The organism is Sodalis sp. dw_96, from assembly GCF_018449575.1.
Lineage (GTDB): Bacteria > Pseudomonadota > Gammaproteobacteria > Enterobacterales > Enterobacteriaceae > Acerihabitans.
This window is the reverse complement of sequence record NZ_JAAVUT010000016.1, coordinates 88,582-110,403: the sequence shown is the minus strand read 5'-3', so window position 1 is coordinate 110,403 and position 21,822 is coordinate 88,582. Positions and strand designations below refer to the sequence as shown.

Here is a 21,822-nt window from a genome sequence, read left to right as displayed (position 1 = left end):
TTCAGTCATTTCAACATGGCCCGACTTCCGCCGCCGGGTGGCGGGTAGCCCTATCCAGCCAAAGGGTGCGGACAAGAAGTCGGTTTGGGTTCGATTGAAACAGGAGGACCGCGTGACGACATTATTATCAAAGAACCGGGCAAGGGATGCCAGCGGACGTATCCAGCATATTACCCCTGAAAATGCCGGCTGGCGCTATGTCGGCTTTGACGCATACCTGCTGAAGAAGGGGCAGACCTTGAATTTGGACAGCGGCGGCCAGGAGCTTTGCCTGGTGCTGGTGGCCGGTTTGGCCACCATCGCCACCCGCGATGCCGAGTTCAGCCATATCGGCAAACGCTTAAGCCCTTTTGAACGCATACCGCCTTATTCAGTTTACGTGCCGCATCACGACGAGGCGCGTGTCACCGCAGAAACCGATTTAGAGCTTGCGGTATGTCGGGCGCCCGGTAGCGGCAATCTGCCGGCCCGGCTTATCCCACCGGATGATGTCGGAGTTGAACAGCGCGGCAAGGGTCGTAACAAGCGGCTGGTGCATAATATCCTGCCGGAAAACGACCCGGCGGATAGCCTGCTGGTGGTAGAGGTATTTACCGGCGAGGGGGATACCAGTTCTTATCCCAGCCATAAGCATGATACGGAAAATTCCGCCCATGAGACCTATCTGGAAGAGACTTATTATCATCGTCTCGATCCTTCGAGGGGATTTTGCCTGCAGCGGGTTTACACCGACGACCGCTCCCTCGATGAATGTTTACCGGTCTATGACCGCGATGTGGTGAAAGTCCCGCGCGGTTATCACCCGGTGGCGACCCTCGCCGGTTACGACAGTTATTATCTTAACGTCATGGCCGGCCCGGTAAGGAAATGGCAGTTCACATGGGAAAAGGACCACGCATGGATCAACACCGAGGCGTATCCGAAGGCGCCGTAAGAATGAGGTCATAATGAGGTCATCCTGAAAAGCGCCGATTAGCGGCGCAGACGGATTGGCAATCGCCCTCGCCCTTGGCGAGGGTTTGCTTATCAAACCGACCGCCGCCGCGTTCAGCCGATATTTTGCGAGTCGGCCAGTTGATGAGTGGCGTTTTGCATCGCCAGGGACAGCATCAGCGTCTGGGACAAACACATGGATGAGACCTGTGAGCGAAATCCATCCACCTGCGCCTCGCGCACCACAAAGCAGACTTCACTGAAGGCGGCCAGCGGACTGACCAGGCTATCGGTAATGGCGATTTGCTTGGCGCCGATTTTCGCCCCCATGGACACCAGCTCCACCACTTCCTGAGCGTACGGCGAATAGCTGATGGCGATCACCACGTCGTCGGGCTGCACCATGCTCAGTTGCTCGGTAAACATACCGCCCAGCCCGTCGATGAGAAAGGCGCGTCGCTCCAGATGCCGTAAGGCATAGGTCAGATAGGAGGCAATGCTGAAGGAGCGCCGCAGCCCGATAACATAAATATTGTTGGCCGCGGCCAGTAAAGATACCGCACGGGACAAATCGGCTTCATTGATCTGCCCCGGCAGTTGCTGAAGCGCCAGGCTGTTAACCATACTGAACATATTCAGGATTTCCATCGGCGTTTCCGGCGCATTGGCTTCAGTGCCGGCGGCGGTCTGGCGGAATAGCCGGGCGCGTTCGGTGTAGCTGACCGTGTCCTCCATCATGTGCTGGCGAAATACCTGTTTCATTTCATTGAAACCGTCAAAGCCGAACGCATTGGCGAAACGGATCAATGTCGAGGGCGGAACGTTGGCCCTTTCAGCGATGGAGGCGATAGTGTCGAAGGGGATGCTGTTACTGTTATCCAGGATATAACGCGCCACCTGCTTCAATCGCTTGCTGAGCGTATCGTAGCGGTTGCGTATATCGTCCTGCAATGACGACAGTTGAGAAGAAGAAGTTGTCATGAAAACCACACGAGTGAATGCAAGCAAAAGCGCTAGTCTTGATTATTATGATTGAAAATTTCAAATCAATCTATTATTGAAAATATTTCGTCATTTTATTAAGCGAATCAAGCTTAGGTTCACGGAAAGTGCAATTTGACGATGATCTCTCCTATCCCTCGGTCTAAAACCAGGATGATTAGACCCCGGCAATAACGCTTTTGCTCCCCGGCAGTCACACGCTTGCTGTTCAAGCATGGGAATCGTCAACGGCAATTCGGCTCAGCCAGCGCCTGGTACAAGGGACAGTGAACGGTGGAACGCCAAAAGATTTAAAAATTTCATTTCAAAATTCAATGGAAGAATATGCAACCAAAGAGAAAAAATAAACTGCCGCGCATTTTCATCTTTCATGGCCTATCCAATTGATTAATAAATGTTATAATTAAAAATTATTAGATTTTAGTTTTTTTAAGCAAAAATAAGCATAAAGAATAAAAATAGTCTGTTTTACACCTCATTAAACAGCGATTCTCTGTAAGATGCGGTATTTGTTCGCGTTTCACTGAAATGAAAACAAAATTTCCAATATTTGATCTTTCTCTCATAAATGGAATTTTTATTTTATTATACGTTTTTTCTGCCGACTAAATTACCTATAATCACCGCATGTCTTCGCAACCCGATCAGTCATTACATCATAACCCTATGCCCTTCTTGGATTTCCTCAGGCCCGGCGGTTGCCATTGCCGGTGGGATCTTCCTCAGGCAAGGGCAACCGGAAGGAAAACATGAACACAATCAGATTGACCATGGCTCAGGCGCTGGTGCGTTTTTTAGATAATCAATATGTGGAAGTTGACGGCGTCGAAACGAAATTCATTAAAGGGATTTTTGCTATTTTCGGCCACGGCAATGTCCTTGGCCTGGGGCAGGCGTTGGAACAGGATTGCGGGCAGCTGCACATCCATCAGGGTCGTAGCGAGCAAGGCATGGCCCATGCGGCCATCGGTTATGCCAAGCAGTCTTTGCGCCGGCAGATATATGCCTGTACCTCTTCCGTCGGTCCCGGCGCCGCCAATATGATTACGGCGGCTGCCACCGCCAGCGCCAATCGCATTCCCCTGCTGCTGCTGCCCGGCGATGTTTACGCCACCCGCCAGCCCGACCCGGTGCTGCAACAAATTGAACAGTCCTATGATCTGAGCATCAGCACCAATGACGCTTTTCGCACCGTGAGCAAATACTGGGATCGCATTTCCCGGCCTGAACAGTTGATGAGCGCCTGCATCAGCGCCTTGCGTGTTCTGACCGACCCGGCGGAAACCGGCGCGGTCACCCTTTCACTGCCGCAGGATGTCCAGGGCGAGGCCTATGATTATCCGGATTATTTCTTTCAAAAACGCGTGCATCGTATCGAACGCCGGCCACCCACGGCGGATATGCTGGACGAGGCGGTGGAATTGCTATTACGAAAACGCAAACCGTTGTTGATCTGCGGCGGTGGCGCCAAATACTCGGACGCCGGCCAGGCGCTGCTGAATCTCGCAGAGCGTTACGGTATTCCTTTCGCTGAAACCCAGGCCGGAAAAGGCACATTGATTTCCGATCACCCGCTGAACGTCGGCGGTATCGGCGAAACAGGGACCCTGGCCGCCAACCAGCTTGCCAAAGAGGCGGATTTAATTATTGGCGTCGGCACACGTTATACCGATTTCACTACCGCCTCCAAATGGATTTTCCAGAATCCGGCGGTGTCGTTCCTGAACCTGAATATCAACCGTTTCGACGCCTTCAAGCTCGACGGTTGCCAGATAAACGCGGACGCACGCGAGGCTCTGCACGCCCTCAATGACTGCCTGGCGTCGGAAGACTGGCGGACGGACTGGGGGGTTCGCGTGGTCGACGTGCGCGACCAATTGCAGGCGGAACGGGAACGGGTTTATGCGGTTAATTATACCGGCGACGATTTTGTTCCCGAAATTGACGATACCCTGGATCGCAAATCCGTTTTCGCCGAATTCAACAGCATTACCGGCTCGTTGCTGACTCAAAGCCGGGTGCTGGGTATCGTCAATGAAAGCATCCCCCGGGATGCGGTGATTGTCGCCGCCTCGGGCAGCCTGCCGGGAGATTTACAGCGTATCTGGCGCACGACCGCTACCCAGGGTTATCACGTGGAATACGGTTATTCCTGCATGGGTTACGAAGTCAACGCGGCCCTGGGGGTCAAAATGGCCGAGCCGGAGCGGGAAGTGTATGCCCTGGTGGGGGACGGCGCCTTTATGATGTCCCATTCCGAACTGGTCTCTTCCATCCAGGAAGGATGCAAAATCAACGTGATACTGTTCGACAACATGACCAACGGCTGTATCAATAACCTGCAGTTAGAGCACGGTATGCACAGTTTTTTCACCGAATTTCGTTTCCGCGAAAAATCCCCTTCCCGGCTTGACGGCGGTTTTGTGCCGGTGGATTTCGCCAAAATTGCCGAAGGCTACGGCTGTAAAAGTTACCATGTCACTACGGTGGAGGAGTTGCATCACGCCCTGGAAGATGCCCGGAAGCAAACCCTCTCGACGCTGATTGATATTAAAGTATTGCCGAAAACCATGATCCATAAATATTTCAGCTGGTGGCGGGTAGGGGGTGCCCAGGTATCGGAAAGCGCCGGGATACAGGCCGTAGCGCAAATGCTGGCGGAGAATATCAGCAAAGCCCGTCAATACTGAAGATTAAACAAACCCGGCGCAGGGGTATTTCCCGGCGCATTTATTCGATCCGCAAAACATCGATCCGCAAAGATCGCCGGTGGTATTACTGTCATTTATCACCGGTCGGCTGCTGTTGGTAAAGGAGTGAAAAGAATGAAAATCGCTTTCGACGTGGATGTCATTAAAGAGTTGAGTATTACCGATATGGTGAGACAGGTGGCCGATTGGGGCTACCGTTATATTGAGCAGTCACCTCATCCACGTATTAATCCTTTTTATAAACATCCCAAAGCCGGCAAGGATGTCATAACCGAATATAAACAGGCGATGAAAGACAATGGCGTCGATATTTCATCCTTCATCGTGGTGTATCGCTGGTCGGGTCCCGACGAGGCCAGGCGCCAGGCGGCGGTGAAAAACTGGAAACGGATGATAGAAATTGCGGTGGAAATGGGTGTACAGGTCATTAATACCGAATTATCCGGCAACCCCAATGAACCTGAAATCTGCGAAGAGATGTGGTACCGGTCCATGGAAGACTTATTGCCCATCATCGAGCGGGAAGGCATCCGCGTGGAAATCCAGTCCCATCCCTGGGATTTTTGCGAGCTCAATAACGAAACGGCCGATTTGGTAAAATCCCTGCGCAGCGAACATGTTAAATACCTTTACGCGGCAGCCCACACCTTTTTCTACGATAAAGGCGTGGGTGATATAGACGGAATGCTCGCTTATGCCGGCGAGGAGTTATCCCACGTATTAATTGCCGATACCATGAACCACACTCGGAACTGCCGTTACATTGTTAACCCGCCGGGGGTAGACGCGACAATCCATCAGCATGTGGCGATTGGCGAAGGCGAGGTGAATTTTGAGAGCCTGTTCAAAAAGCTACGGGATATGGATTTTGCCAACCGAACCTTTAAGGTTGGGGGCGAGGCAATTATCGCCGCATCGCTGTTCGGCTACCCGGAAAAAATGGCCCGCCAGGCCGTGGAAACCCGCGAAAGAATCGAGCGGGAATTGCTGTAGGAACACGTTTGACAGGTGATATTGCCGACCGTCGCGACGTATGGCGACGATCGGCATCGAGTTATGTTTTCTATGGCTATGAATGGGTTAGCAGGTCAAGGCTTTGGTGGATTTCCCGCTCGATTTGCCCTTCGCTCCAGCTGGCAAGCACTGAAGAAAATGGCTCGAATGAATAGATGCCATGGTAGCCGAGTTTTTCCAGGCGCGTTACCTGGGCAATGTTTTTCATCCGATCCCGGCCGCTCAGCATCAGACGTTCTTCGTCGCTCAGTGTGGATTTGGCACGGCCGTCTTCCACGCCGGACAAATGCACCAGACCGATAAGACTGATATCGATGTTGGCTTCGAAATCCGTCTCGTCCTCAACGAACAGGTAATGATGGAAGGTATCCAGTACGATGCTAAAGGGTACCTGCGCATCACGGATCAGGGACTGGGCCTGCACTGCGGAACGCAGCGAGCTCTGTGGGAAACCCAGTGGCTCCACCAGCCCTTTCACGCCGTATTTCTTAAACAACGGCGCCAGGGTTTGCATCGCCGCCACCGTCTGTTCCGGTTGAATCGGCGTGCCGTCATTCAACGGGCAAAGGACCAGCGCTTTAGCATTGACGCCCTGAGCCTCCGCCAGCAGCCCTTCGGTTTTTTCCAACAGCGCGTCGGTTATCTGATTGAACGGATATACCGCATTGATAGTGATGATTTCCATGCCGTACTTATCCGCCAGCACGCTAACCTGCCCTGCGCTGAGCGCATCCGTCACCTTGCCGCTGGGCATATCGTTACGTAATTCAACTTTGTTCAGCCCGCAGCGTTTAACCAGCTTGAAGAATTGTTCGATAGTCAGATTGGGCGCGATTTTCCGATTGATACAAAACCTGTTTTGAGCAATGTCCATACCTAGACCCCTGCCTCTCGTTGGAGAGGATGATGTTATTCCCATGTTCAAGCAAAAGGCTGTTGCCTTGAACGCCTATGGATTAGCAATGCCGGTCGCGGCCATCTTCGGTAAAACGACTGAGGGTTAAATAGTTAAGCGTGCGGAGATGTCCCGGGACGCGCATATGACGGACATATGAAAACATTTATTTCATAATAAGTTAATATTGAAATTTTAATTTTTAGATCCAGCTCATAAAAAAAAGCATCCCGCGCATATTGCCGGTCATCGGTTTTCACCCTTTCTGGCCGGCCTCTCTCCGCCACGCCTTGAACCCAGGGAAAAAAAAGACGACTTAAAGCACATAATTTTTCTTTAAAACAATTAATTATCATCATATTGACCGCCGTCGAATCTTCTTGGGAGAGTCTGAATTCAGAGGAGGCGGCAAAAAAAAACCTTCAATATATGATCTTCATCGCAGAACAGAACGTTTTTTTTGTATTAGTATTTTATGAAATATATATTTTCATATGAACAAAATATGAATGCGATAACTCATTATCCGGCGCGGTCCCTTTGCGCAATAGGGTTAACGGGTTGCGGTAGATGTGAACTTCAACAGCTGAAAGATAACGTCTTACAGGAGAATGAACATGACGCTGAAATTAGGGGTGATTGGTACCGGGGCTATCGGTCAGGAACATATCCGCCGCTGTAGCCAGGTGCTGCAGGGCGCAAAGGTGGTTGCTGTTTCCGATATCAACCTCAACGGCGCCGCCCAGGCGGTCAAGCGGCTGGGTTTGGACGCCGAGGTATTGCCAGACGGAAAGCAGGTCATCAAGGCCTCCAATGTCGATGCGCTGATCATAACATCTTGGGACCCCACCCATGAAGAGTTCGTTTTGGCGGCCATTGCCGCGGGCAAACCGGTGTTTTGCGAAAAGCCGCTGGCGGTAACCGCCGCAGGGTGTAAACGCATCGTCGACGCCGAAATCGCCTATGGGCGCCGTCTGGTTCAGGTGGGTTTTATGCGGCCTTACGATCAGGGCTACCGGGCGCTGAAAAAGGTGATCGACAGCGGCGAAATCGGTCAACCGCTCATGCTCCACTGCGCGCACCGCAACCCGAACGTGGATGAAGGCTACACCACCGATATGGCCATCACCAATACCATGATCCACGAACTGGGCGTATTGCGCTGGCTGCTAAACGATGATTACGTCTCCGCGCAGGTTATTTTCCCTCGTGCTACCGCGCACACCCACGCCAAACTGCGCGATCCGCAGATCGTTTTGCTGGAAACCGTCAAGGGAGCGCGCATTGATGTGGAAGTCTTCGTCAACTGCCAGTACGGCTATGACATCCAAACCGAAGTGGTGGGGGAAAACGGTATCGCCAGCCTGCCGGAACCGTCCAGTGTTCTGTTGCGCAGCGGCGCCAAACGTTCGCACACCATCCTCACCGACTGGAAGGATCGCTTTATCGACGCTTATGACGTCGAACTGCAGGATTTCATCAACGGCGTGATTCACGGAGAATTGACCGGCCCCTCCGCCTGGGACGGCTACGCGGCCTCGGTGGCGGCGGATGCCTGTGTCGCGGCGCAAAAGACCCCCGGCTTGGTCAGCATCTCGCTCCCGCCCCGCCCGGCTTTTTATGAACGCTAAGCAACCCTGTTTTGTTACATGCGGCGCAAAACTGCGCGCCGGAACAGCTAATCGAATATTACTCCGTTCAAGGTGTATTTATCATGGATAAAAACAAGGTCAGACTCGCCATCGCCCCCATCGGCTGGACGAATGACGACATGCCCGATTTAGGTAAGGAAAATACATTCCAGCAGATTGTCAGCGAGATGGCCCTGGCGGGTTTTACCGGCAGCGAAGTGGGCAGTAAATATCCCCGCGACCCGAAGATCCTCAAACCGATGCTGGATATTCGCGGTATTCAAATCTGCAATGCCTGGTTCAGCACTTTTTTTGCCGACGGGCAAAGGGCCAAAACCATCGAAGAGTTCATCGTGCACCGGGATTTTCTGAATGCCATGGGGGCAAAGGTCATCGGCTGTTCCGAACAGTCGCGCAGTACCCAGGGTACGCCAAAGCCGGTACTGGAGGGCCGGCCTAACTTTACCGACAGCGAATGGCAACTGGTGGCGACCGGCTATAACGAACTGGCGGATCTCGCCGCCCAAAAAGGCATGACCGTCGGCCTGCATCACCATATGGGTACCGGTATTCAGACGGCCAAGGAAATCGACCATTTCCTGGATCTGGTGAATGACGACGTGTATCTGCTTTACGATACCGGCCATGCCTATTATTCCGAAGGCTCGCAGGACGCGATGCTGGACATCCTGAAAAAACACCTGCCGCGCATTAACCACGTACATCTAAAAGATGTGAGGGATAACGTGGTTGCCGAGGTTCGCGCCCACAAACTCAGTTTCCTTGATGGCGTGAAAAAAGGCACTTTTACCGTACCAGGCGATGGGGTAATTGATTTCAACCCAGTATTTAAGCTGCTGGAGGATAGCGGGTACCAAGGATGGATAGTCGTGGAGGCGGAACAGGATCCCGCCAAAGCCAATCCCTTTGAATATGCGGTCAAGGCACGACGCTATATTCGGGAAGTTGCCGGTATTTAACGCCTCGGCACAGGGTTGATTCAATCTCGGTCATTTTCCGCAGGGCGGCTTATTGAGCCCTGCGGCTTTTGGCTAACCGGTATTATGCCTGCCAACACATGAAGTAAAAATTTCAAAAAAAATATTATTAATAAATTCCATATCCGGTCCTTTGTCCGCTATAAAAAAGCCCTCAATAGACATTATATAACTTATTGATTATTAGATATGTTAATTTGATTTTTTGAACCACAACACAAAAATTAAATTTCATATTATATAAAAATGAAAAATAAGATCTAAAGTAGAGTGGCAAGCTGATCAATTGTTGCCCTATTTTCTTTTGCAAGATGTCCCTACAACCCGGTCTAAAAGATCACTGGAGTCATCATGGAACATGAGCAATTTATAACAAATAATCCGGCCTCCGGACCGAACAGTAAGACCAGAACAGAACCCTTCGTTAAAATCATTGCGATCATCTCGACACTGGGCGGCCTGCTATTCGGCTACGATACGGGCGTGATATCCGGCGCATTACTGTTTATGGGTCGGGAATTACACCTTACGCCTCTCACCACCGGCCTGGTCACCAGTTCATTGCTGTTTGGCGCCGCATTTGGCGCGCTGACCGCCGGGCATCTAGCCGACAGCGCCGGACGTAAAAAAATCATTATCCTGCTGGCGATAATCTTCGCCGTCGGTGCGGCGGGCACGTCCCTCTCGCCGGACGTTCACTGGATGGTTTTCTTTCGTCTGGTTCTCGGCGTGGCCGTGGGCGGTGCAGCGGCTACCGTACCGGTATATATCGCCGAAATCGCGCCGGCCAATAAGCGGGGCCAACTGGTCACCATACAGGAGCTGATGATTGTCTCCGGACAAATGCTGGCGTATATCTCCAATGCGACGTTCCATGAAATCTGGGGCGGCGATACCACCTGGCGCTGGATGTTGGCTATTGCAACCATTCCGGCCGTACTGTTGTGGATCGGCATGATGTTTATGCCCGACACGCCGCGCTGGTATGCCATGAAAGGCCGTTTTGCCGAGGCGCGCCGAGTCCTGGAACGCACCCGCGCCAAGGAAGACGTGGAATGGGAAATGACCGAAATCGAGGAAACCATCGAAGAGAACCGAGTCCAGGGTAAAGGCCAACTGCGCGACCTGGCCATACCTTGGTTAAAAAAACTGTTCCTGCTGGGTATCGGTATTGCGGTTATTCAGCAACTCACGGGCGTCAACACTATCATGTATTATGCCCCTACCGTGCTTAAAACCGCCGGACTCAGTACTGACGCGGCCCTGTTCGCCACCATTGCCAACGGCGTGGTATCGGTATTGATGACGCTTGTCGGGATCTGGGTTCTGGGTCGGGTTGGCCGGCGTCCGCTGGTGCTGCTGGGCCAACTGGGCTGCACCTGCTGCCTGTTCCTGATTGGCCTGGTATGTTATCTGCTGCCGGAGTTTCGAAGCAACGGTGACATAAATCTGGTCCGCTGTTATATGATCCTGGGGGGAATGTTACTGTTCTTATGCTTCCAACAAGGTGCGCTATCGCCGGTGACCTGGCTGCTGCTGTCGGAAATTTTCCCCATCCGGATGCGCGGAATCTGCATGGGCGCCGCGGTATTCTCCTTGTGGATAGCCAACTTTTGCATATCCATGGCGTTCCCGCTGCTACTGGCTGCCTTCGGTCTGTCCGGCGCCTTCTTTATCTTCGGGATCATCGGTATCGGCGGCGCGGTGTTTGTTATCCGCTGCATACCGGAGACCCGCGGCCGCAGTTTGGAACAAATAGAGCATTATTTCTATGCCCGCTACAATAATACCCCCGCCACACCAAAACCCCTGTTGAGCAGCGCGGAAAAACGTAAAGTCTGAGCATCGCGGCTTACTCTCTGCCCGCGCTATAGCGCGGGCAGAATCGTTTATAAGGGGCGTATTAAATACGGTTTACCCAGTGCCGCCGCCCTTGTCTGCCCCAGGGGCCCGTCCGGCATCCACAGCCCGGCGCAGCGCATCCAGCAGTAAGGCCAACACCGGATTATCATTATCATCGCGACGGATCAGGGACAGCTCGCTGAAGACCCCTTCTCCCAGATCAATGTCACGAAATACCACGTTTTCAAAACGAATGCGCGCCGCGCAGGCCGGCACCAGCGCCAGTCCCATGCCGCCGTTCACCAGGGAAAGCATGGTGACGGTGGAGCCGATTTGATGCACATAGCGCGGTTGGATATTATTGGCTCGGAACACGCCGGCGAACAGTTCGTAAAATGGCTGCCAGGAGGCATGTCCGTAGGTGATGAACGGTTCCTTATCCAGAGCCTGGAGCCGGATATCCCGGGCCGTTGCCAGGGGATGGTCCCGGGGCACAGCCAGCACAAAAGGCTCTTTGACCAGACTTTCGCAAATAAAGCCGTGCCGGCAATCGGCCGAACGCACAATGCCGATATCCACCTGCCGCAAACGAACCCCTTCAAGCTGCTCGCTGGTGGACATCTCCTGCAGATTGATATCGATCTGCGGGTGCAGGCGCTTCACCTGATTTATCACCTCGGGCAAGAATTCATACACCGCGCAGGACACAAAGCTGATGGTAATAGTACCGATATCTCCCCGGGCAATTCGGCGGGCGGTGTTAACCGCGCTCTGCGCACGCTCCAGCAGATGATTGGCCTCGATAAAAAAGGCGCGTCCCGCCGGCGTCAAGGTCACCGAACGCGTGGTACGCTCGAATAACTGCACGCCGAGATGGTGCTCCAGCAACTGTACCTGGCGGCTCAGCGGCGGCTGGGTCATATTCAGCCTTTCGGCGGCCCGCCGAAAGCTCAACTCGGTTGCCACCGTGGTGAAACAGCGCAACTGCCCCAACTCAAACATTGATTCAATCCCCGTATTAATCCATGCCCTGATTGGAATAGACAGTATTAGTCGTCCATTACAAGATACCAGTAAGAACTAATGAATAAATGTGCTGCTTGCGGCACTTTTATGCGTTGAAAACCGGTTTACCCCACCACCACCCATAAGGACAGCTCATGTCAAAACCAGTAGCGGTAACCCCCTCCGATCGTATCCGCAGCATCAAATTATCCTCGGTGAATGTGCCGCTAAACATGGCGGTCAGCGATGCCAAAGTCCTCACCGGCCGGCAAAAAGCCCTGAAAGACGTGGCGCTGCTGTTTGCCGAAATAGAAACCGAGCAAGGATACAGCGGGCTGGGTTTTACCTATACCCTGCGCACCGGCGCGCCGGCGCAGTTCGCTCATGCCAAAGAGGTGGCGCCGGTATTAATTGGCGAAGATCCGAACGATATCAGCCGTCTGTGGGACAAAGTGGTTTGGGCCGGCGCCTCGGTGGGACGCAGCGGCGTGGCAACCCAGGCCATCGCGTCCATGGATACCGCGCTATGGGATTTGAAGGCCAAACGGGCCGGCCTGCCGCTGGCCAAGCTGCTGGGCGCCCACCGTAATGAAGTGCGCTGCTATAACACCTCCGGCGGTTATCTGCAGGCTTCGGTGGAAGAGATCGTCGACAAATCGGCGCAGTCTTTGGCCCGCGGCATTGGCGGCATCAAAATGAAAGTCGGCCACCCGGATCGCAAGCTGGATCTGCAGCGCGTGGAGCAAGTGCGTAAACATTTGGGGGATCAGGTGCCGCTGATGGTGGACGCCAATCAGCAGTGGGATCGCACCACCGCCCTGCGCATGGGTAAAGCGCTGGAGCAATACGAATTGCAGTGGATTGAAGAGCCGTTGGACGCGTATGACATCGAGGGTCATGGCGCGCTGTCGGCGCAGCTGATTACGCCCATCGGCACCGGTGAAATGCTCACCAGCGTCAACGAAGTGGCCGACTATATCAAAACCGGGGCGGTGGATCTGTTAATGCATGATGCGCCGCGCATCGGCGGCATCACTCCCTTTTTGAAGATTGCCGCACTGGCGGAGAACCGCGGTCTGATGATGGCGCCGCACTTTGTCATGGAGATCCATATACATCTGGCCGCCGCCTACCCCCATGAAACTTGGGTCGAGCATTTTGAGTGGCTGGAGCCTGTATTTAATGAACGGGTTGAGATTGCCGACGGCCATATGCGGGTGCCCCAGCGGCCTGGACTCGGGCTGACGCTGCATGAGCGGTCCGCCGGTTGGACCGTGGCCCAGGTCACCATCGACCGCCGTGATGTCTAAGTCCGCCGGGCCGTCAATGCCAGTTTAATTCTCTCCATCGCCGTTTATCCGGTTAACCGCAACGTACTCTACAACATAAGAATATCAGTATGAGGGAATATAAAAATGTCATCAGAAATAAAGGCAGACATCGTTGAAAAAAAATCCAATATTCGGTTTATCGTTTTGGGATTTATATTCTTGGCCACCGTATTCAATTATGTGGACCGGGCCACCCTGTCCGTGGCCGCCCCCTTTATGAGCAAGGAACTGGGCTTTAGCGCCTCCGCCATGGGATGGGCCTTTTCGGCCTTCGGCTGGGCTTATGTGCTGATGCAGATCCCCGGCGGCTGGTTCCTGGATAAGCTCGGTGCCCGGCTGGTCTATGGCGTCACCCTGCTGGTCTGGTCGGTAATCACCGTGATGCAGGGCTATGTCTATCTGTTTGCCTCGCCTTTTATTGTTCTGTTTATTCTGCGGTTTTTGATGGGGTCGGTGGAAGCGCCGGCATTTCCGGCCAACAGTCGCCTGACGGTACAATGGTTTCCCAATAAAGAACGCGCCTTTGCCACCGCCATTTACTCCGCGGCACAGTATATTTCCCTGGCGATTTTCACGCCGCTGATGACCTGGATATTGCAGGCCCTGAGCTGGCACTTTATTTTTTATTATATCGGCGGCATCGGTATATTTATCGGCATTGCCTGGCTGTGGTATGTAAACGATCCGCTGCGGCACAAAAGCGTCAATTCCGCCGAGATCGACTATATCCGCGACGGTGGCGGTATTCCCGACCTGACGGCAGCCCGTAATATCTCGGCGATTAATCTCGAGCACGTCAAAATACTGGTATGCAATCGGATGATGGTCGGGGTCTATATCGGCCAGTTCTGCTTGACCTCCATTACCTGGTTTTTCCTGACCTGGTTTCCAACCTATCTTTATCAGGCCCGGGGGATGACCATCATTAAAGTCGGGCTGGTGGCGTCCATACCCGCCATCGCCGGTTTTATCGGCGGCATATTAGGAGGCTTATTTTCCGATTACCTGCTGAGAAAAGGCAAAAGCATGACCTTCGCCCGCAAAACGCCGGTGATGGCCGGCATGATTTTCTCAAGCGTGATTGTCGGCGCCAATTATGTGCATTCGGATCTCTTTGTGGTCTGTGTGATGAGCGTGGCGTTTTTTTCCAAGGGTTTCGGCAACCTGGGCTGGTGCATATTAAGCGATACCTCGCCCAAGGAGCTGCTGGGTATCGCCGGCGGCTTGTTTAACTTCTTCGGCAATATCGCCAGTATCGTGACGCCGCTGCTAATTGGCTACATTATTTCCGCCACCGGCTCGTTTGATTATGCCATCCTGTACGTTGGGTTGATGGGTATTCTCGGCACCTGCTCCTACCTGTTTATCGTCGGGCCGCTAAAACGCCTGAAGATAGAATAACCTTACCGAGGAAAACCGTCGACCTGGGTGAATGATTATGTAGGCCGCGTCGGCGGGCTTACATAAATCAAACGATATTCATATCGTCCGAAAGCTCTTGCTGCACTACGGCCAACAGGCAGCGTCTAAATAACTTATGTAGCGATGACTGGCGCTGTGAATAACGCATGATCAAAATAAGCTCACGGTGGAATGTTTGTTCGGCAAGGGAAATGATGCGCAGATTGACCTCCCGCTCCAGCCAGAGACCCGCCCGCGGCACCAGTGCCACGCCCAGGCCCACTTCGACCATTTTAACGATGGAATCAATTTCATCGATTTCAAGCGTATGCGGGGGGTCGATATGGTGTTCGCGCAAAAACTGTGAAACCAGTCGTCCGCCAAACGCGGTGCGATCGTAACGGATAAAGGGTTGGCTGCGCATTATCGTAATAGGATCGGACTCTTTGATGGTCGAAGGGGTAATCAGAACAAAAGGCTCACGCTTCAACGTTTCCCAATACAGCTCTTTGGTCAGGGGGAAATCGGGTTTAATCACCAGGGCAAGATCAATATTTCCCGCTTCCACCTCTCTGAGCAGATTAAATGAAACACCGGGTATTAGCTTTGGTTCAATGGCCGGCGCCTCCACGTGCAGCCTGAGCAACGCATTGGGCAATACGCCGGTTTGCGCGGTGGCGATGGCGCCAATCTTGATGGGACCGCGATATTCGCTGACGTTATCGGGCTGTGACATGCGGGCAAATATCGCCACGATTTCTTCAGCCATGGGCAATATCCGTGCGCCAGTGGCATTGAGCACCGCCGTTCGTCCGGACCGGTCGAACAGCTGCATGCCTATGGCATTTTCCAAAATTCGTATTTGGGCGCTTACCGCGGACTGGGTCAAGCCGATGCACTGGCCGGCTGCGGAAAAAGTGCCGTATTGGAAAACAGCCAGAAAGGTTTTTAATTCGCGCAGCATACCGCTTCTCCATTCATTCAAAATTTTAATGTTTTACGCGAAAAAAATTCGCTTTTAATAAGAAAAATTATAGTTAATGATACGTTTTTACAACATTTAAATGCAATATTTAACATATGAGGTTTTTATGAAGCTTAGCCCTTTTCACTTGGCTATACCGGTTTATGATTTGCCCGCGTCCCGTCGGTTTTATGGTGAAGTGTTTGATCTCAAAGAGGGCCGCGCCAGTGAGCAGTGGGTTGATTTTGATTTTTACGGCCATCAGCTGGTCATCCATGAACATCCGATCACCCCGCTGCAACAGCATGTCCACACCAATCCGGTTGATGGTCACGATGTACCGGTACCCCATTTCGGCATTGTCCTGGAATGGGAACAGTGGCAGCGCCTTGCCGAACGGCTAACTTCCTTCAATATTTCTTTTGTGATTGAACCGGGCATCCGTTTTAAAGGAGAAGTGGGTGAACAGGCCACCATGTTTTTAATGGATCCCTGTGGAAATGCTCTCGAATTTAAAGCCTTTAAAGATATCGGACAGCTGTTTGCGAAATAAGCCACGGTATATGGTTCGATGACAGGACGCACCAGAATGACGCCCCATCAACGCATTATGTCGTAATCTGGTTCAAAGAAATATCGGAAAAATATCTCGGGGCTTTTTATGGCTTATGTCCGAGGAGGAAGTTGGAAATATATTATGACGTATCGGGATGGCGAGGAAATTCTTGGCATTGATTCATCAAAAAAATCTATTAATAAGACATCGTGCGCAAATTTTTTGTGTATCGAATTACTGGCTCGCATATTGCTTTATTTTTAATAGGGGGAATTAAGCCATCGTGAAACAGTGGAATATCAAGGAAATGGAAAAATAGGTTTTCTACTTGGCGGAGTTTTCCCTTTGATAACGTATTCGATTTTATCAGAGACTTTCTGGGATTCAATCGGTACAGCCGTCGTCAGAAGATGACCAAACGTTACTAGCGGAGTAAGAAGAGCATGCAGCAAATATCTGTCGTGGCCGGTAAGAAAAAATCATTCAGGATGATTTTCTGGGGGTTGATCAGCAGTGCCATTATCTTTGCGCAGCCCGCCATAAGCGCCGACGGCGATACCCTGGCGAATATAAAAAAAACCGGTGTGCTGAAAGTCGCCACCGTAGCGGCCAATGCCCCTTGGGAATCGATAAATCCTGATGGGAGCTTTACCGGATACGATATTGATATCGCCGAATTGCTCGGTAAGCAATTAGGCGTAAAAGTCCAATATATCCGTACGGATATTGCCGGACGGGTGGCATCCTTGCAAACTCACAAAGCCGACATCACCATCGCGGTATTTACGCCGACGCCGGAACGCCAGGCCGTGGTGTCCTTTTCCACGCCCTATATGATGGACGGCGTTCAATTGCTGACCCGCGCCGACAGCCCATACAAGGACGTCAAAAGTTTTGATAACGATGGCCTCACCATAGGCGTGACCCGGGGGAGCACCACCGCCGCGAAAATCGGCACCCAATTGCCTAAAGCGAAGGTTTCCGAATTCGCCGGCCAGGCGGACTTGATCAGCGCGCTGGACAGTAAACAGGTCAGCGCGGTTGCGTCGAATAATGGCTTGATAGCATTGGTTGCCAAGAACAGCGGTAATAAATTTCTGGCGTTGTCGCCGCTATTGCTTACCGAAGAGGATGCCATCGGCGCAGCGAAAGGGGACGACGCTTGGGTCAAATTGCTCAATGATTTTATCAACAAGATAAACAGTGACGGCACCAATTACCGGTTGGCCAAAAAATGGTTCGGCATTGAGCCTCCGGATTTTATTAAAGCTCCCGCACAATAAAAGAACTTATAACACATCGGTTTGGCCTGAAAGGCTCACGAGGAAAGACAAATGGAACGTAAGGCGGATTTTCCACTCTTCAACCCGGTTGACTTTAATTTACCCGAAGGCGTTACCCATATTTGCGCCGGCGGTGAAACCGCAGTGCTGCACCGCCACCAAACGGCGGTAGCGACCTATTTCTCCGATAAAGCGAACGGTATGCCGGGTAGGACAGCGCAGGAAGAAAAGCTCCAGCTTGTGCGTCGGCAAATAGCCGCCTCCTGGCAGGTCCAGCCGCGGGATATTGGTTTTGTCAGCAATGTGGCGGAGGGGATGTCGATGCTTATTGAAAGCATCCACTGGCGACCGGGGGATAATGTCTGCGTCTACGCCAATGAATATCCTTCCCTGGTCAGTACACTGTCACTGCAAAAGCAAAAGATGGAGCTGCGGCTGGCGCAGAGCATCGTCCCCCAGGAAATGGCCAGGCATATCGACAACCGTACCCGGCTTATCGCGGTGAGTTATATTTCTTATCTTAACGGCGAGCGGGCGGATTTAATGAAGCTTCGGGAACTGGCGGACGCGGTGGGGGCGATGCTGGTGGTGGATTATACCCAGGCGGCCGGTTACCTGCCTATTAACGCCGACATTGCCGATTTTGCCTTTTCCGCCTGTTATAAATGGCTGCTGGGGGTCACCGGCACCGCTATCGCCTACTGGAACAGCCGGCGCCGGCCGGATTGGCGTCCCCTCAGCGCCGGCTGGCATTCCATTTCCATCGGCACCAAGCGGCCGGATTATCTCGGTGAATTAACGCTGCATCAGGACGCGCTGTGCTTCACCCGCGGCAATCCTTCCCATATTTCCCTGTATGTCCTGTCGTCGGCACTTGACTATTTATCGGCATTCGATATGCATCGGGTGGAGGCGCATATCCGCCAACTGACGGTACCCTTGTTGGCGGCGCTGGTCGACCATTCTATTTCCACATCCACCCCGGCCGAACCTCATCGCCATGGCGCCAGCGTATGCATCGATACTCCCCATAACGCCGAGGTGGTGGCGCTGTTGCGCGAGGAAAAGATTTTCGCCTGGGGCGGTCGCGGGCGGGTAAGGTTCAGTTTCCACGGTTATAACACCCTGGCAGATGTTGCCCATCTCATTGAGGTCCTGCCGCGCATAAAAGAACTTTGCGTAAACTCTTAATCGGAAGCCGGCCTCATGCACATTGGTGAATATCAGACCGATTTCTCAGTATTGTTGCCCTATATGCCGCAGTTGGGTCAAGGGGCGTTATTGACGTTGTGGATCAGCGTGTTATCCCTGCTGCTGAGTTTCCCCCTTGGCCTGGGGGGCTCCCTGCTGCGCCGCTCGCCGAACCGCCTTTTACGCGGGCTGACGGCCGCTTACGTGGAAATTTTCCGCAATATCCCCATCATCGTGGTGCTTTATCTGCTGTTCTTTGTTCTGCCGGCTAACGGCGTTCCGCTGACTGGCTGGCAGGCTGGGGTATTGGGCTTGACGCTTAACAGCACCGCGTTCGTGATCGAAATATGTCGCGGCGGCCTCAGCGCCATTCCCGCCGGGCAATATGAAGCCGCCCAGGCTTTGAGCCTGTCGCGGTCTAAAACGTTCAGCAAAGTCATTTTGCCGCAGTTACTCAGGGTGGTGTTTCCCTCATTAGGCAACCAGGTGGTGATGGTGGTGCTCGGCTCGGCGCAGGCGTCGATTATCGGCGTGGCGGAGCTGACCTACCGTACTCAATCCATCGGTTCGGTGGTTTTTCGCTATTTTGAAGTTTTTTTAGTCGCGGCGCTTTTTTACATTATTTGCGTGCAGCTGATAAACCTTATCTGGCGGTTGTTGGGTAAGCGCCTGGTTAAGGAGATCGTGATGCGATGATGTATTTTACCGTGCCAGTCCAATACCTGAATATTCTCCTGCTCGGCGGCTGGGTGACGTTGAAATTATGTGGTTTATCGTTGGTCCTGGGAGGGCTGTTGGGGACCTTGTTGGGATCCCTGCGCGCCTTCGGAAATAAATTTATCCGGGCATGGATCATAGCCTATGTGGAATTGGTGAGATCGGTGCCGTTCCTGATTCTGCTGTTTTTCTTTTTTTACGGACTGCCGCTCACCACCGGTTTGGATATGCCTCCCTATACCGCTGCCATCGCCGCTCTCAGTATTAACTGTGCGGCTTATATAGCACAAGTGGTTTACGGCGGGGTGAAATCATTATCCAAAGGACAGATTGAGGCCGGCATGGCGCTGGGGCTCGGCCATTATAAAATATTTTCGAAAATCATTTTTCCGCAGGCGTTAAGGACAATGGCGCCGGCCATGGTCAATGTGGCCATTACCGTTATCAAGGAATCGGCGCTGACCTCTACCATCGGTTTTCTCGATCTGTTGGGCACCGGGCTTGCCATCCGGGAATCGAGGGTCGGGCAGCCGGGGCCGGATATTATTATCCTGGTGGCACTGTTTTATTTCATTTTGTGTTTCCTGCTGTCACGGCTTGAATTCGTATTTATCAAAAAATGGCGCTCTGGCTGACATCGCCGCGAACCTACAGGAAAAAGAGTCAATGAATCGGGGAAATGGTGAAAAACACGGGTTGGACCGCGCCTCTTCCATTGTATTGCTTGAAGCGGTATATAAAAATTTCGGCCAATTCATCGCCCTGTCGGAAATCGATCTGGCGGTGAAAAAAGGGGAAAGAATCATTATTTGCGGGCCTTCCGGCTCCGGCAAGTCGACAATGATTCGCTGCATTAATCATATTGAAAAGCATGACTCGGGTCTTATCGTGGTGAACGGTAAAACCTTGACGGACCAGACGCAGGATATCATCTCCATACGTCGCGATGTCGGCATGGTGTTTCAGCATTTCAATTTATTTCCCCATTTGACCATTCTGGAAAATTGCACCCTGGCGCCCATCAACGCCCGGGGGAAAAGCAAGCAGGAAGCGGAGCAGGTGGCCATGGAGTATTTGACGAAGGTGCGCATTGCCGATCAGGCGAAAAAATACCCCGGAGAACTTTCCGGCGGCCAGCAGCAGCGGGTGGCCATCGCCCGGGCGCTGTGTATGCAGCCCAAAGTGATGTTGTTTGATGAACCGACGTCGGCGCTGGATCCCGAAATGGTCAATGAAGTGCTGGAAACCATGATCCAGCTGGCCCGGGAAGGAATGACCATGTTATGCGTAACGCACGAAATGGGTTTCGCCCGGGAAGTGGCCGACCGGGTGGTCTTTATGGATCAAGGCCGGATCCTGGAACAAGCCGCTCCCGAGGAGTTTTTCCAGCATCCCCGGACAGAACGGGCAAAAGATTTTCTCAGTAAAATCATTCATTAATAACGAATAAACCGGATTGATCATGCAAAAAACATTACGTGTCGGCATCGCGGGTTTCGGCTCCCTAGGTCGGGGCGTGGCGAAAGCGCTGGATCAGGGCAAGGCGGGTTATACGCTGGCGGCCATCGCCGTCAGGGATCCCTTATCCCCTCCCGCTGTAAGGTGGCAAAGCGCTGAACCCCTTTTCACCAACATCGCGGGCCTGGCGCCGCTGTGCGATCTTATCATCGAGTGCGCGCCGTCCAGCCTGCTGGAATCCATTGCCGCGCCGGCGCTGCGTCTAGGTAAAACGGTGGTGGTGCTCAGCTCCACCGGATTACTCGCCCTCCCCGGTTTGCAGGATATTGCCCGTGAAAACGGCGGGAAAATCATTGTGCCCTCGGGAGGCATCGCCGGTTTGGATGCCCTGGCGGCCGCCGCGGTGGGCGAGTTGTATTCGGTAAAAATGGTGACCCGTAAACCGCCTAAGTCGCTGGCCGGCGCCCCTTATCTGGTGGATAACGCCATCGATGTGGATGCAATGACCGAACCGACGCGGATTTTCAAGGGCTCCCCCAGGGAAGCGGCGCGTCTGTTCCCCGCCAATGCCAACGTATTGGCCAGCGTGGCGCTGGCGGGTATGGGACCGGATCGTACCGAATACGAAATCTGGGCGGTACCGGGGCTGCAATACAATACCCATACGGTGGCAGTGGATTCTTCCGCCTCCCGTTTTACCCTCAATATTGAAAATGTACCTTCCGCCGATAATCCGCGTACCGGTATTCTCACGCTGTACAGTGTGCTGGCGGTATTGGATCGGTTGAACGCTCCGGTGCGCATCGGTACCTGAACGCCCGGGCCTGACGGTTATCCACCTTAACGGATTAATGACTGCTTTTTGCTGGCAAGGTATATTTCATATTATG

20 protein-coding genes are annotated in these 21,822 nt (G+C 52.9%); 15 read left to right on the top strand and 5 right to left on the bottom strand.

Features of this window, described 5'->3' with window-relative positions:
* Positions 1–112 precede the first annotated feature (112 nt).
* A complete protein-coding gene (iolB, locus tag HB631_RS20095) occupies positions 113–934 on the top strand; it encodes a 5-deoxy-glucuronate isomerase (protein ID WP_213992958.1) in 822 nt (273 codons plus the stop codon).
* 113 nt (positions 935–1,047) lie between these two features.
* On the opposite strand, the gene HB631_RS20090 is transcribed toward iolB, so the two are convergent.
* Positions 1,048–1,914: a MurR/RpiR family transcriptional regulator gene (locus HB631_RS20090; RefSeq protein ID WP_213992957.1), complete on the bottom strand. Its 867-nt coding sequence runs from the start codon at positions 1,912–1,914 to the stop codon at positions 1,048–1,050.
* Between the two features lie 261 nt (positions 1,915–2,175).
* Positions 2,176–2,307, bottom strand: a complete 132-nt coding sequence (locus HB631_RS27120) for a hypothetical protein (protein WP_255557150.1) — start codon at positions 2,305–2,307, stop codon at positions 2,176–2,178.
* Positions 2,308–2,684: 377 nt separating this feature from the next.
* Here HB631_RS27120 and iolD point away from each other — a divergent pair, with 377 nt between their 5' ends.
* On the top strand, positions 2,685–4,625 hold the full coding sequence (gene iolD / locus HB631_RS20085; protein ID WP_213992956.1) for a 3D-(3,5/4)-trihydroxycyclohexane-1,2-dione acylhydrolase (decyclizing): 1,941 nt from the start codon (positions 2,685–2,687) through the stop codon (positions 4,623–4,625).
* A gap of 135 nt (positions 4,626–4,760) precedes the next feature.
* The gene (locus HB631_RS20080; RefSeq protein ID WP_213992955.1) at positions 4,761–5,639 is read left to right on the top strand and encodes a sugar phosphate isomerase/epimerase; all 879 of its coding nucleotides are present in this window, start codon (positions 4,761–4,763) and stop codon (positions 5,637–5,639) included.
* Between the two features lie 76 nt (positions 5,640–5,715).
* Here HB631_RS20080 and HB631_RS20075 read toward each other — a convergent pair whose 3' ends face one another.
* Positions 5,716–6,534, bottom strand: a complete 819-nt coding sequence (locus HB631_RS20075) for a TIM barrel protein (protein ID WP_213992954.1) — start codon at positions 6,532–6,534, stop codon at positions 5,716–5,718.
* A 638-nt stretch (positions 6,535–7,172) separates the two neighbouring features.
* Here HB631_RS20075 and HB631_RS20070 point away from each other — a divergent pair.
* The 3 genes from HB631_RS20070 to HB631_RS20060 all read left to right on the top strand — a co-directional run bounded on the left by HB631_RS20070 (position 7,173) and on the right by HB631_RS20060 (position 11,026).
* Complete coding sequence (locus HB631_RS20070) at positions 7,173–8,186, top strand: Gfo/Idh/MocA family oxidoreductase (RefSeq protein ID WP_213992953.1); 1,014 nt, start codon at positions 7,173–7,175, stop codon at positions 8,184–8,186.
* A gap of 83 nt (positions 8,187–8,269) precedes the next feature.
* Complete coding sequence (gene iolE, locus HB631_RS20065; protein ID WP_213992952.1) at positions 8,270–9,166, top strand: myo-inosose-2 dehydratase; 897 nt, start codon at positions 8,270–8,272, stop codon at positions 9,164–9,166.
* Positions 9,167–9,535: 369 nt separating this feature from the next.
* On the top strand, positions 9,536–11,026 hold the full coding sequence (locus HB631_RS20060; RefSeq protein WP_213992951.1) for a sugar porter family MFS transporter: 1,491 nt from the start codon (positions 9,536–9,538) through the stop codon (positions 11,024–11,026).
* 72 nt (positions 11,027–11,098) lie between these two features.
* Here the strand turns inward: HB631_RS20060 and HB631_RS20055 are convergent, their stop codons facing one another.
* Positions 11,099–12,028 (bottom strand): LysR family transcriptional regulator, encoded by a 930-nt coding sequence (locus HB631_RS20055; protein WP_213992950.1) that lies wholly within the window; start codon positions 12,026–12,028, stop codon positions 11,099–11,101.
* Positions 12,029–12,186: 158 nt separating this feature from the next.
* Here HB631_RS20055 and HB631_RS20050 point away from each other — a divergent pair, with 158 nt between their 5' ends.
* Entirely contained in the window at positions 12,187–13,341 is a 1,155-nt protein-coding gene (locus tag HB631_RS20050; protein WP_213992949.1) for a mandelate racemase/muconate lactonizing enzyme family protein, read from the top strand.
* A 105-nt stretch (positions 13,342–13,446) separates the two neighbouring features.
* The gene (locus HB631_RS20045; RefSeq protein ID WP_213992948.1) at positions 13,447–14,763 is read left to right on the top strand and encodes an MFS transporter; all 1,317 of its coding nucleotides are present in this window, start codon (positions 13,447–13,449) and stop codon (positions 14,761–14,763) included.
* A gap of 67 nt (positions 14,764–14,830) precedes the next feature.
* On the opposite strand, the gene HB631_RS20040 is transcribed toward HB631_RS20045, so the two are convergent.
* Positions 14,831–15,727: a LysR family transcriptional regulator gene (locus tag HB631_RS20040; protein ID WP_213992947.1), complete on the bottom strand. Its 897-nt coding sequence runs from the start codon at positions 15,725–15,727 to the stop codon at positions 14,831–14,833.
* A 127-nt stretch (positions 15,728–15,854) separates the two neighbouring features.
* Between HB631_RS20040 and HB631_RS20035 the strand changes: the two genes are divergently transcribed.
* The 7 genes from HB631_RS20035 (at position 15,855) to HB631_RS20005 (ending at position 21,746) form a co-directional block, all read left to right on the top strand.
* The gene (locus HB631_RS20035; protein WP_213992946.1) at positions 15,855–16,280 is read left to right on the top strand and encodes a VOC family protein; all 426 of its coding nucleotides are present in this window, start codon (positions 15,855–15,857) and stop codon (positions 16,278–16,280) included.
* A 446-nt stretch (positions 16,281–16,726) separates the two neighbouring features.
* Positions 16,727–17,566, top strand: coding sequence for a transporter substrate-binding domain-containing protein (locus HB631_RS20030; protein WP_213992945.1), 840 nt, complete (start codon positions 16,727–16,729; stop codon positions 17,564–17,566).
* Between the two features lie 51 nt (positions 17,567–17,617).
* Positions 17,618–18,757, top strand: a complete 1,140-nt coding sequence (locus HB631_RS20025) for an aminotransferase class V-fold PLP-dependent enzyme (RefSeq protein WP_213992944.1) — start codon at positions 17,618–17,620, stop codon at positions 18,755–18,757.
* Between the two features lie 15 nt (positions 18,758–18,772).
* Positions 18,773–19,453, top strand: coding sequence for an amino acid ABC transporter permease (locus tag HB631_RS20020; protein WP_213992943.1), 681 nt, complete (start codon positions 18,773–18,775; stop codon positions 19,451–19,453).
* Positions 19,450–20,109 carry an ABC transporter permease subunit gene (locus tag HB631_RS20015; protein WP_213992942.1) on the top strand — a complete coding sequence of 220 codons (660 nt, stop codon included), beginning with the start codon at positions 19,450–19,452 and terminating at the stop codon, positions 20,107–20,109. Before HB631_RS20020 ends, HB631_RS20015 begins: the two co-directional genes overlap by 4 nt.
* A 31-nt stretch (positions 20,110–20,140) precedes the next feature.
* Complete coding sequence (locus tag HB631_RS20010; RefSeq protein ID WP_218627066.1) at positions 20,141–20,914, top strand: amino acid ABC transporter ATP-binding protein; 774 nt, start codon at positions 20,141–20,143, stop codon at positions 20,912–20,914.
* 22 nt (positions 20,915–20,936) lie between these two features.
* Positions 20,937–21,746 carry an aspartate dehydrogenase gene (locus HB631_RS20005; protein WP_213992941.1) on the top strand — a complete coding sequence of 270 codons (810 nt, stop codon included), beginning with the start codon at positions 20,937–20,939 and terminating at the stop codon, positions 21,744–21,746.
* The last annotated feature ends 76 nt before the right edge of the window (positions 21,747–21,822 follow it).

What these genes read in the sequence shown, in the direction of transcription:
- HB631_RS20090 (WP_213992957.1), bottom strand. Translation starts at nt 1,914, where the DNA reads ATGACAACTTCTTCTTCTCAACTGTCGTCATTGCAGGACGATATACGC.
- HB631_RS27120 (WP_255557150.1), bottom strand. Translation starts at nt 2,307, where the DNA reads ATGAAAGATGAAAATGCGCGGCAGTTTATTTTTTCTCTTTGGTTGCAT.
- iolD (WP_213992956.1), top strand. Translation starts at nt 2,685, where the DNA reads ATGAACACAATCAGATTGACCATGGCTCAGGCGCTGGTGCGTTTTTTA.
- HB631_RS20080 (WP_213992955.1), top strand. Translation starts at nt 4,761, where the DNA reads ATGAAAATCGCTTTCGACGTGGATGTCATTAAAGAGTTGAGTATTACC.
- HB631_RS20075 (WP_213992954.1), bottom strand. Translation starts at nt 6,534, where the DNA reads ATGGACATTGCTCAAAACAGGTTTTGTATCAATCGGAAAATCGCGCCC.
- HB631_RS20070 (WP_213992953.1), top strand. Translation starts at nt 7,173, where the DNA reads ATGACGCTGAAATTAGGGGTGATTGGTACCGGGGCTATCGGTCAGGAA.
- iolE (WP_213992952.1), top strand. Translation starts at nt 8,270, where the DNA reads ATGGATAAAAACAAGGTCAGACTCGCCATCGCCCCCATCGGCTGGACG.
- HB631_RS20060 (WP_213992951.1), top strand. Translation starts at nt 9,536, where the DNA reads ATGGAACATGAGCAATTTATAACAAATAATCCGGCCTCCGGACCGAAC.
- HB631_RS20055 (WP_213992950.1), bottom strand. Translation starts at nt 12,028, where the DNA reads ATGTTTGAGTTGGGGCAGTTGCGCTGTTTCACCACGGTGGCAACCGAG.
- HB631_RS20050 (WP_213992949.1), top strand. Translation starts at nt 12,187, where the DNA reads ATGTCAAAACCAGTAGCGGTAACCCCCTCCGATCGTATCCGCAGCATC.
- HB631_RS20045 (WP_213992948.1), top strand. Translation starts at nt 13,447, where the DNA reads ATGTCATCAGAAATAAAGGCAGACATCGTTGAAAAAAAATCCAATATT.
- HB631_RS20040 (WP_213992947.1), bottom strand. Translation starts at nt 15,727, where the DNA reads ATGCTGCGCGAATTAAAAACCTTTCTGGCTGTTTTCCAATACGGCACT.
- HB631_RS20035 (WP_213992946.1), top strand. Translation starts at nt 15,855, where the DNA reads ATGAAGCTTAGCCCTTTTCACTTGGCTATACCGGTTTATGATTTGCCC.
- HB631_RS20030 (WP_213992945.1), top strand. Translation starts at nt 16,727, where the DNA reads ATGCAGCAAATATCTGTCGTGGCCGGTAAGAAAAAATCATTCAGGATG.
- HB631_RS20025 (WP_213992944.1), top strand. Translation starts at nt 17,618, where the DNA reads ATGGAACGTAAGGCGGATTTTCCACTCTTCAACCCGGTTGACTTTAAT.
- HB631_RS20020 (WP_213992943.1), top strand. Translation starts at nt 18,773, where the DNA reads ATGCACATTGGTGAATATCAGACCGATTTCTCAGTATTGTTGCCCTAT.
- HB631_RS20015 (WP_213992942.1), top strand. Translation starts at nt 19,450, where the DNA reads ATGATGTATTTTACCGTGCCAGTCCAATACCTGAATATTCTCCTGCTC.
- HB631_RS20010 (WP_218627066.1), top strand. Translation starts at nt 20,141, where the DNA reads ATGAATCGGGGAAATGGTGAAAAACACGGGTTGGACCGCGCCTCTTCC.
- HB631_RS20005 (WP_213992941.1), top strand. Translation starts at nt 20,937, where the DNA reads ATGCAAAAAACATTACGTGTCGGCATCGCGGGTTTCGGCTCCCTAGGT.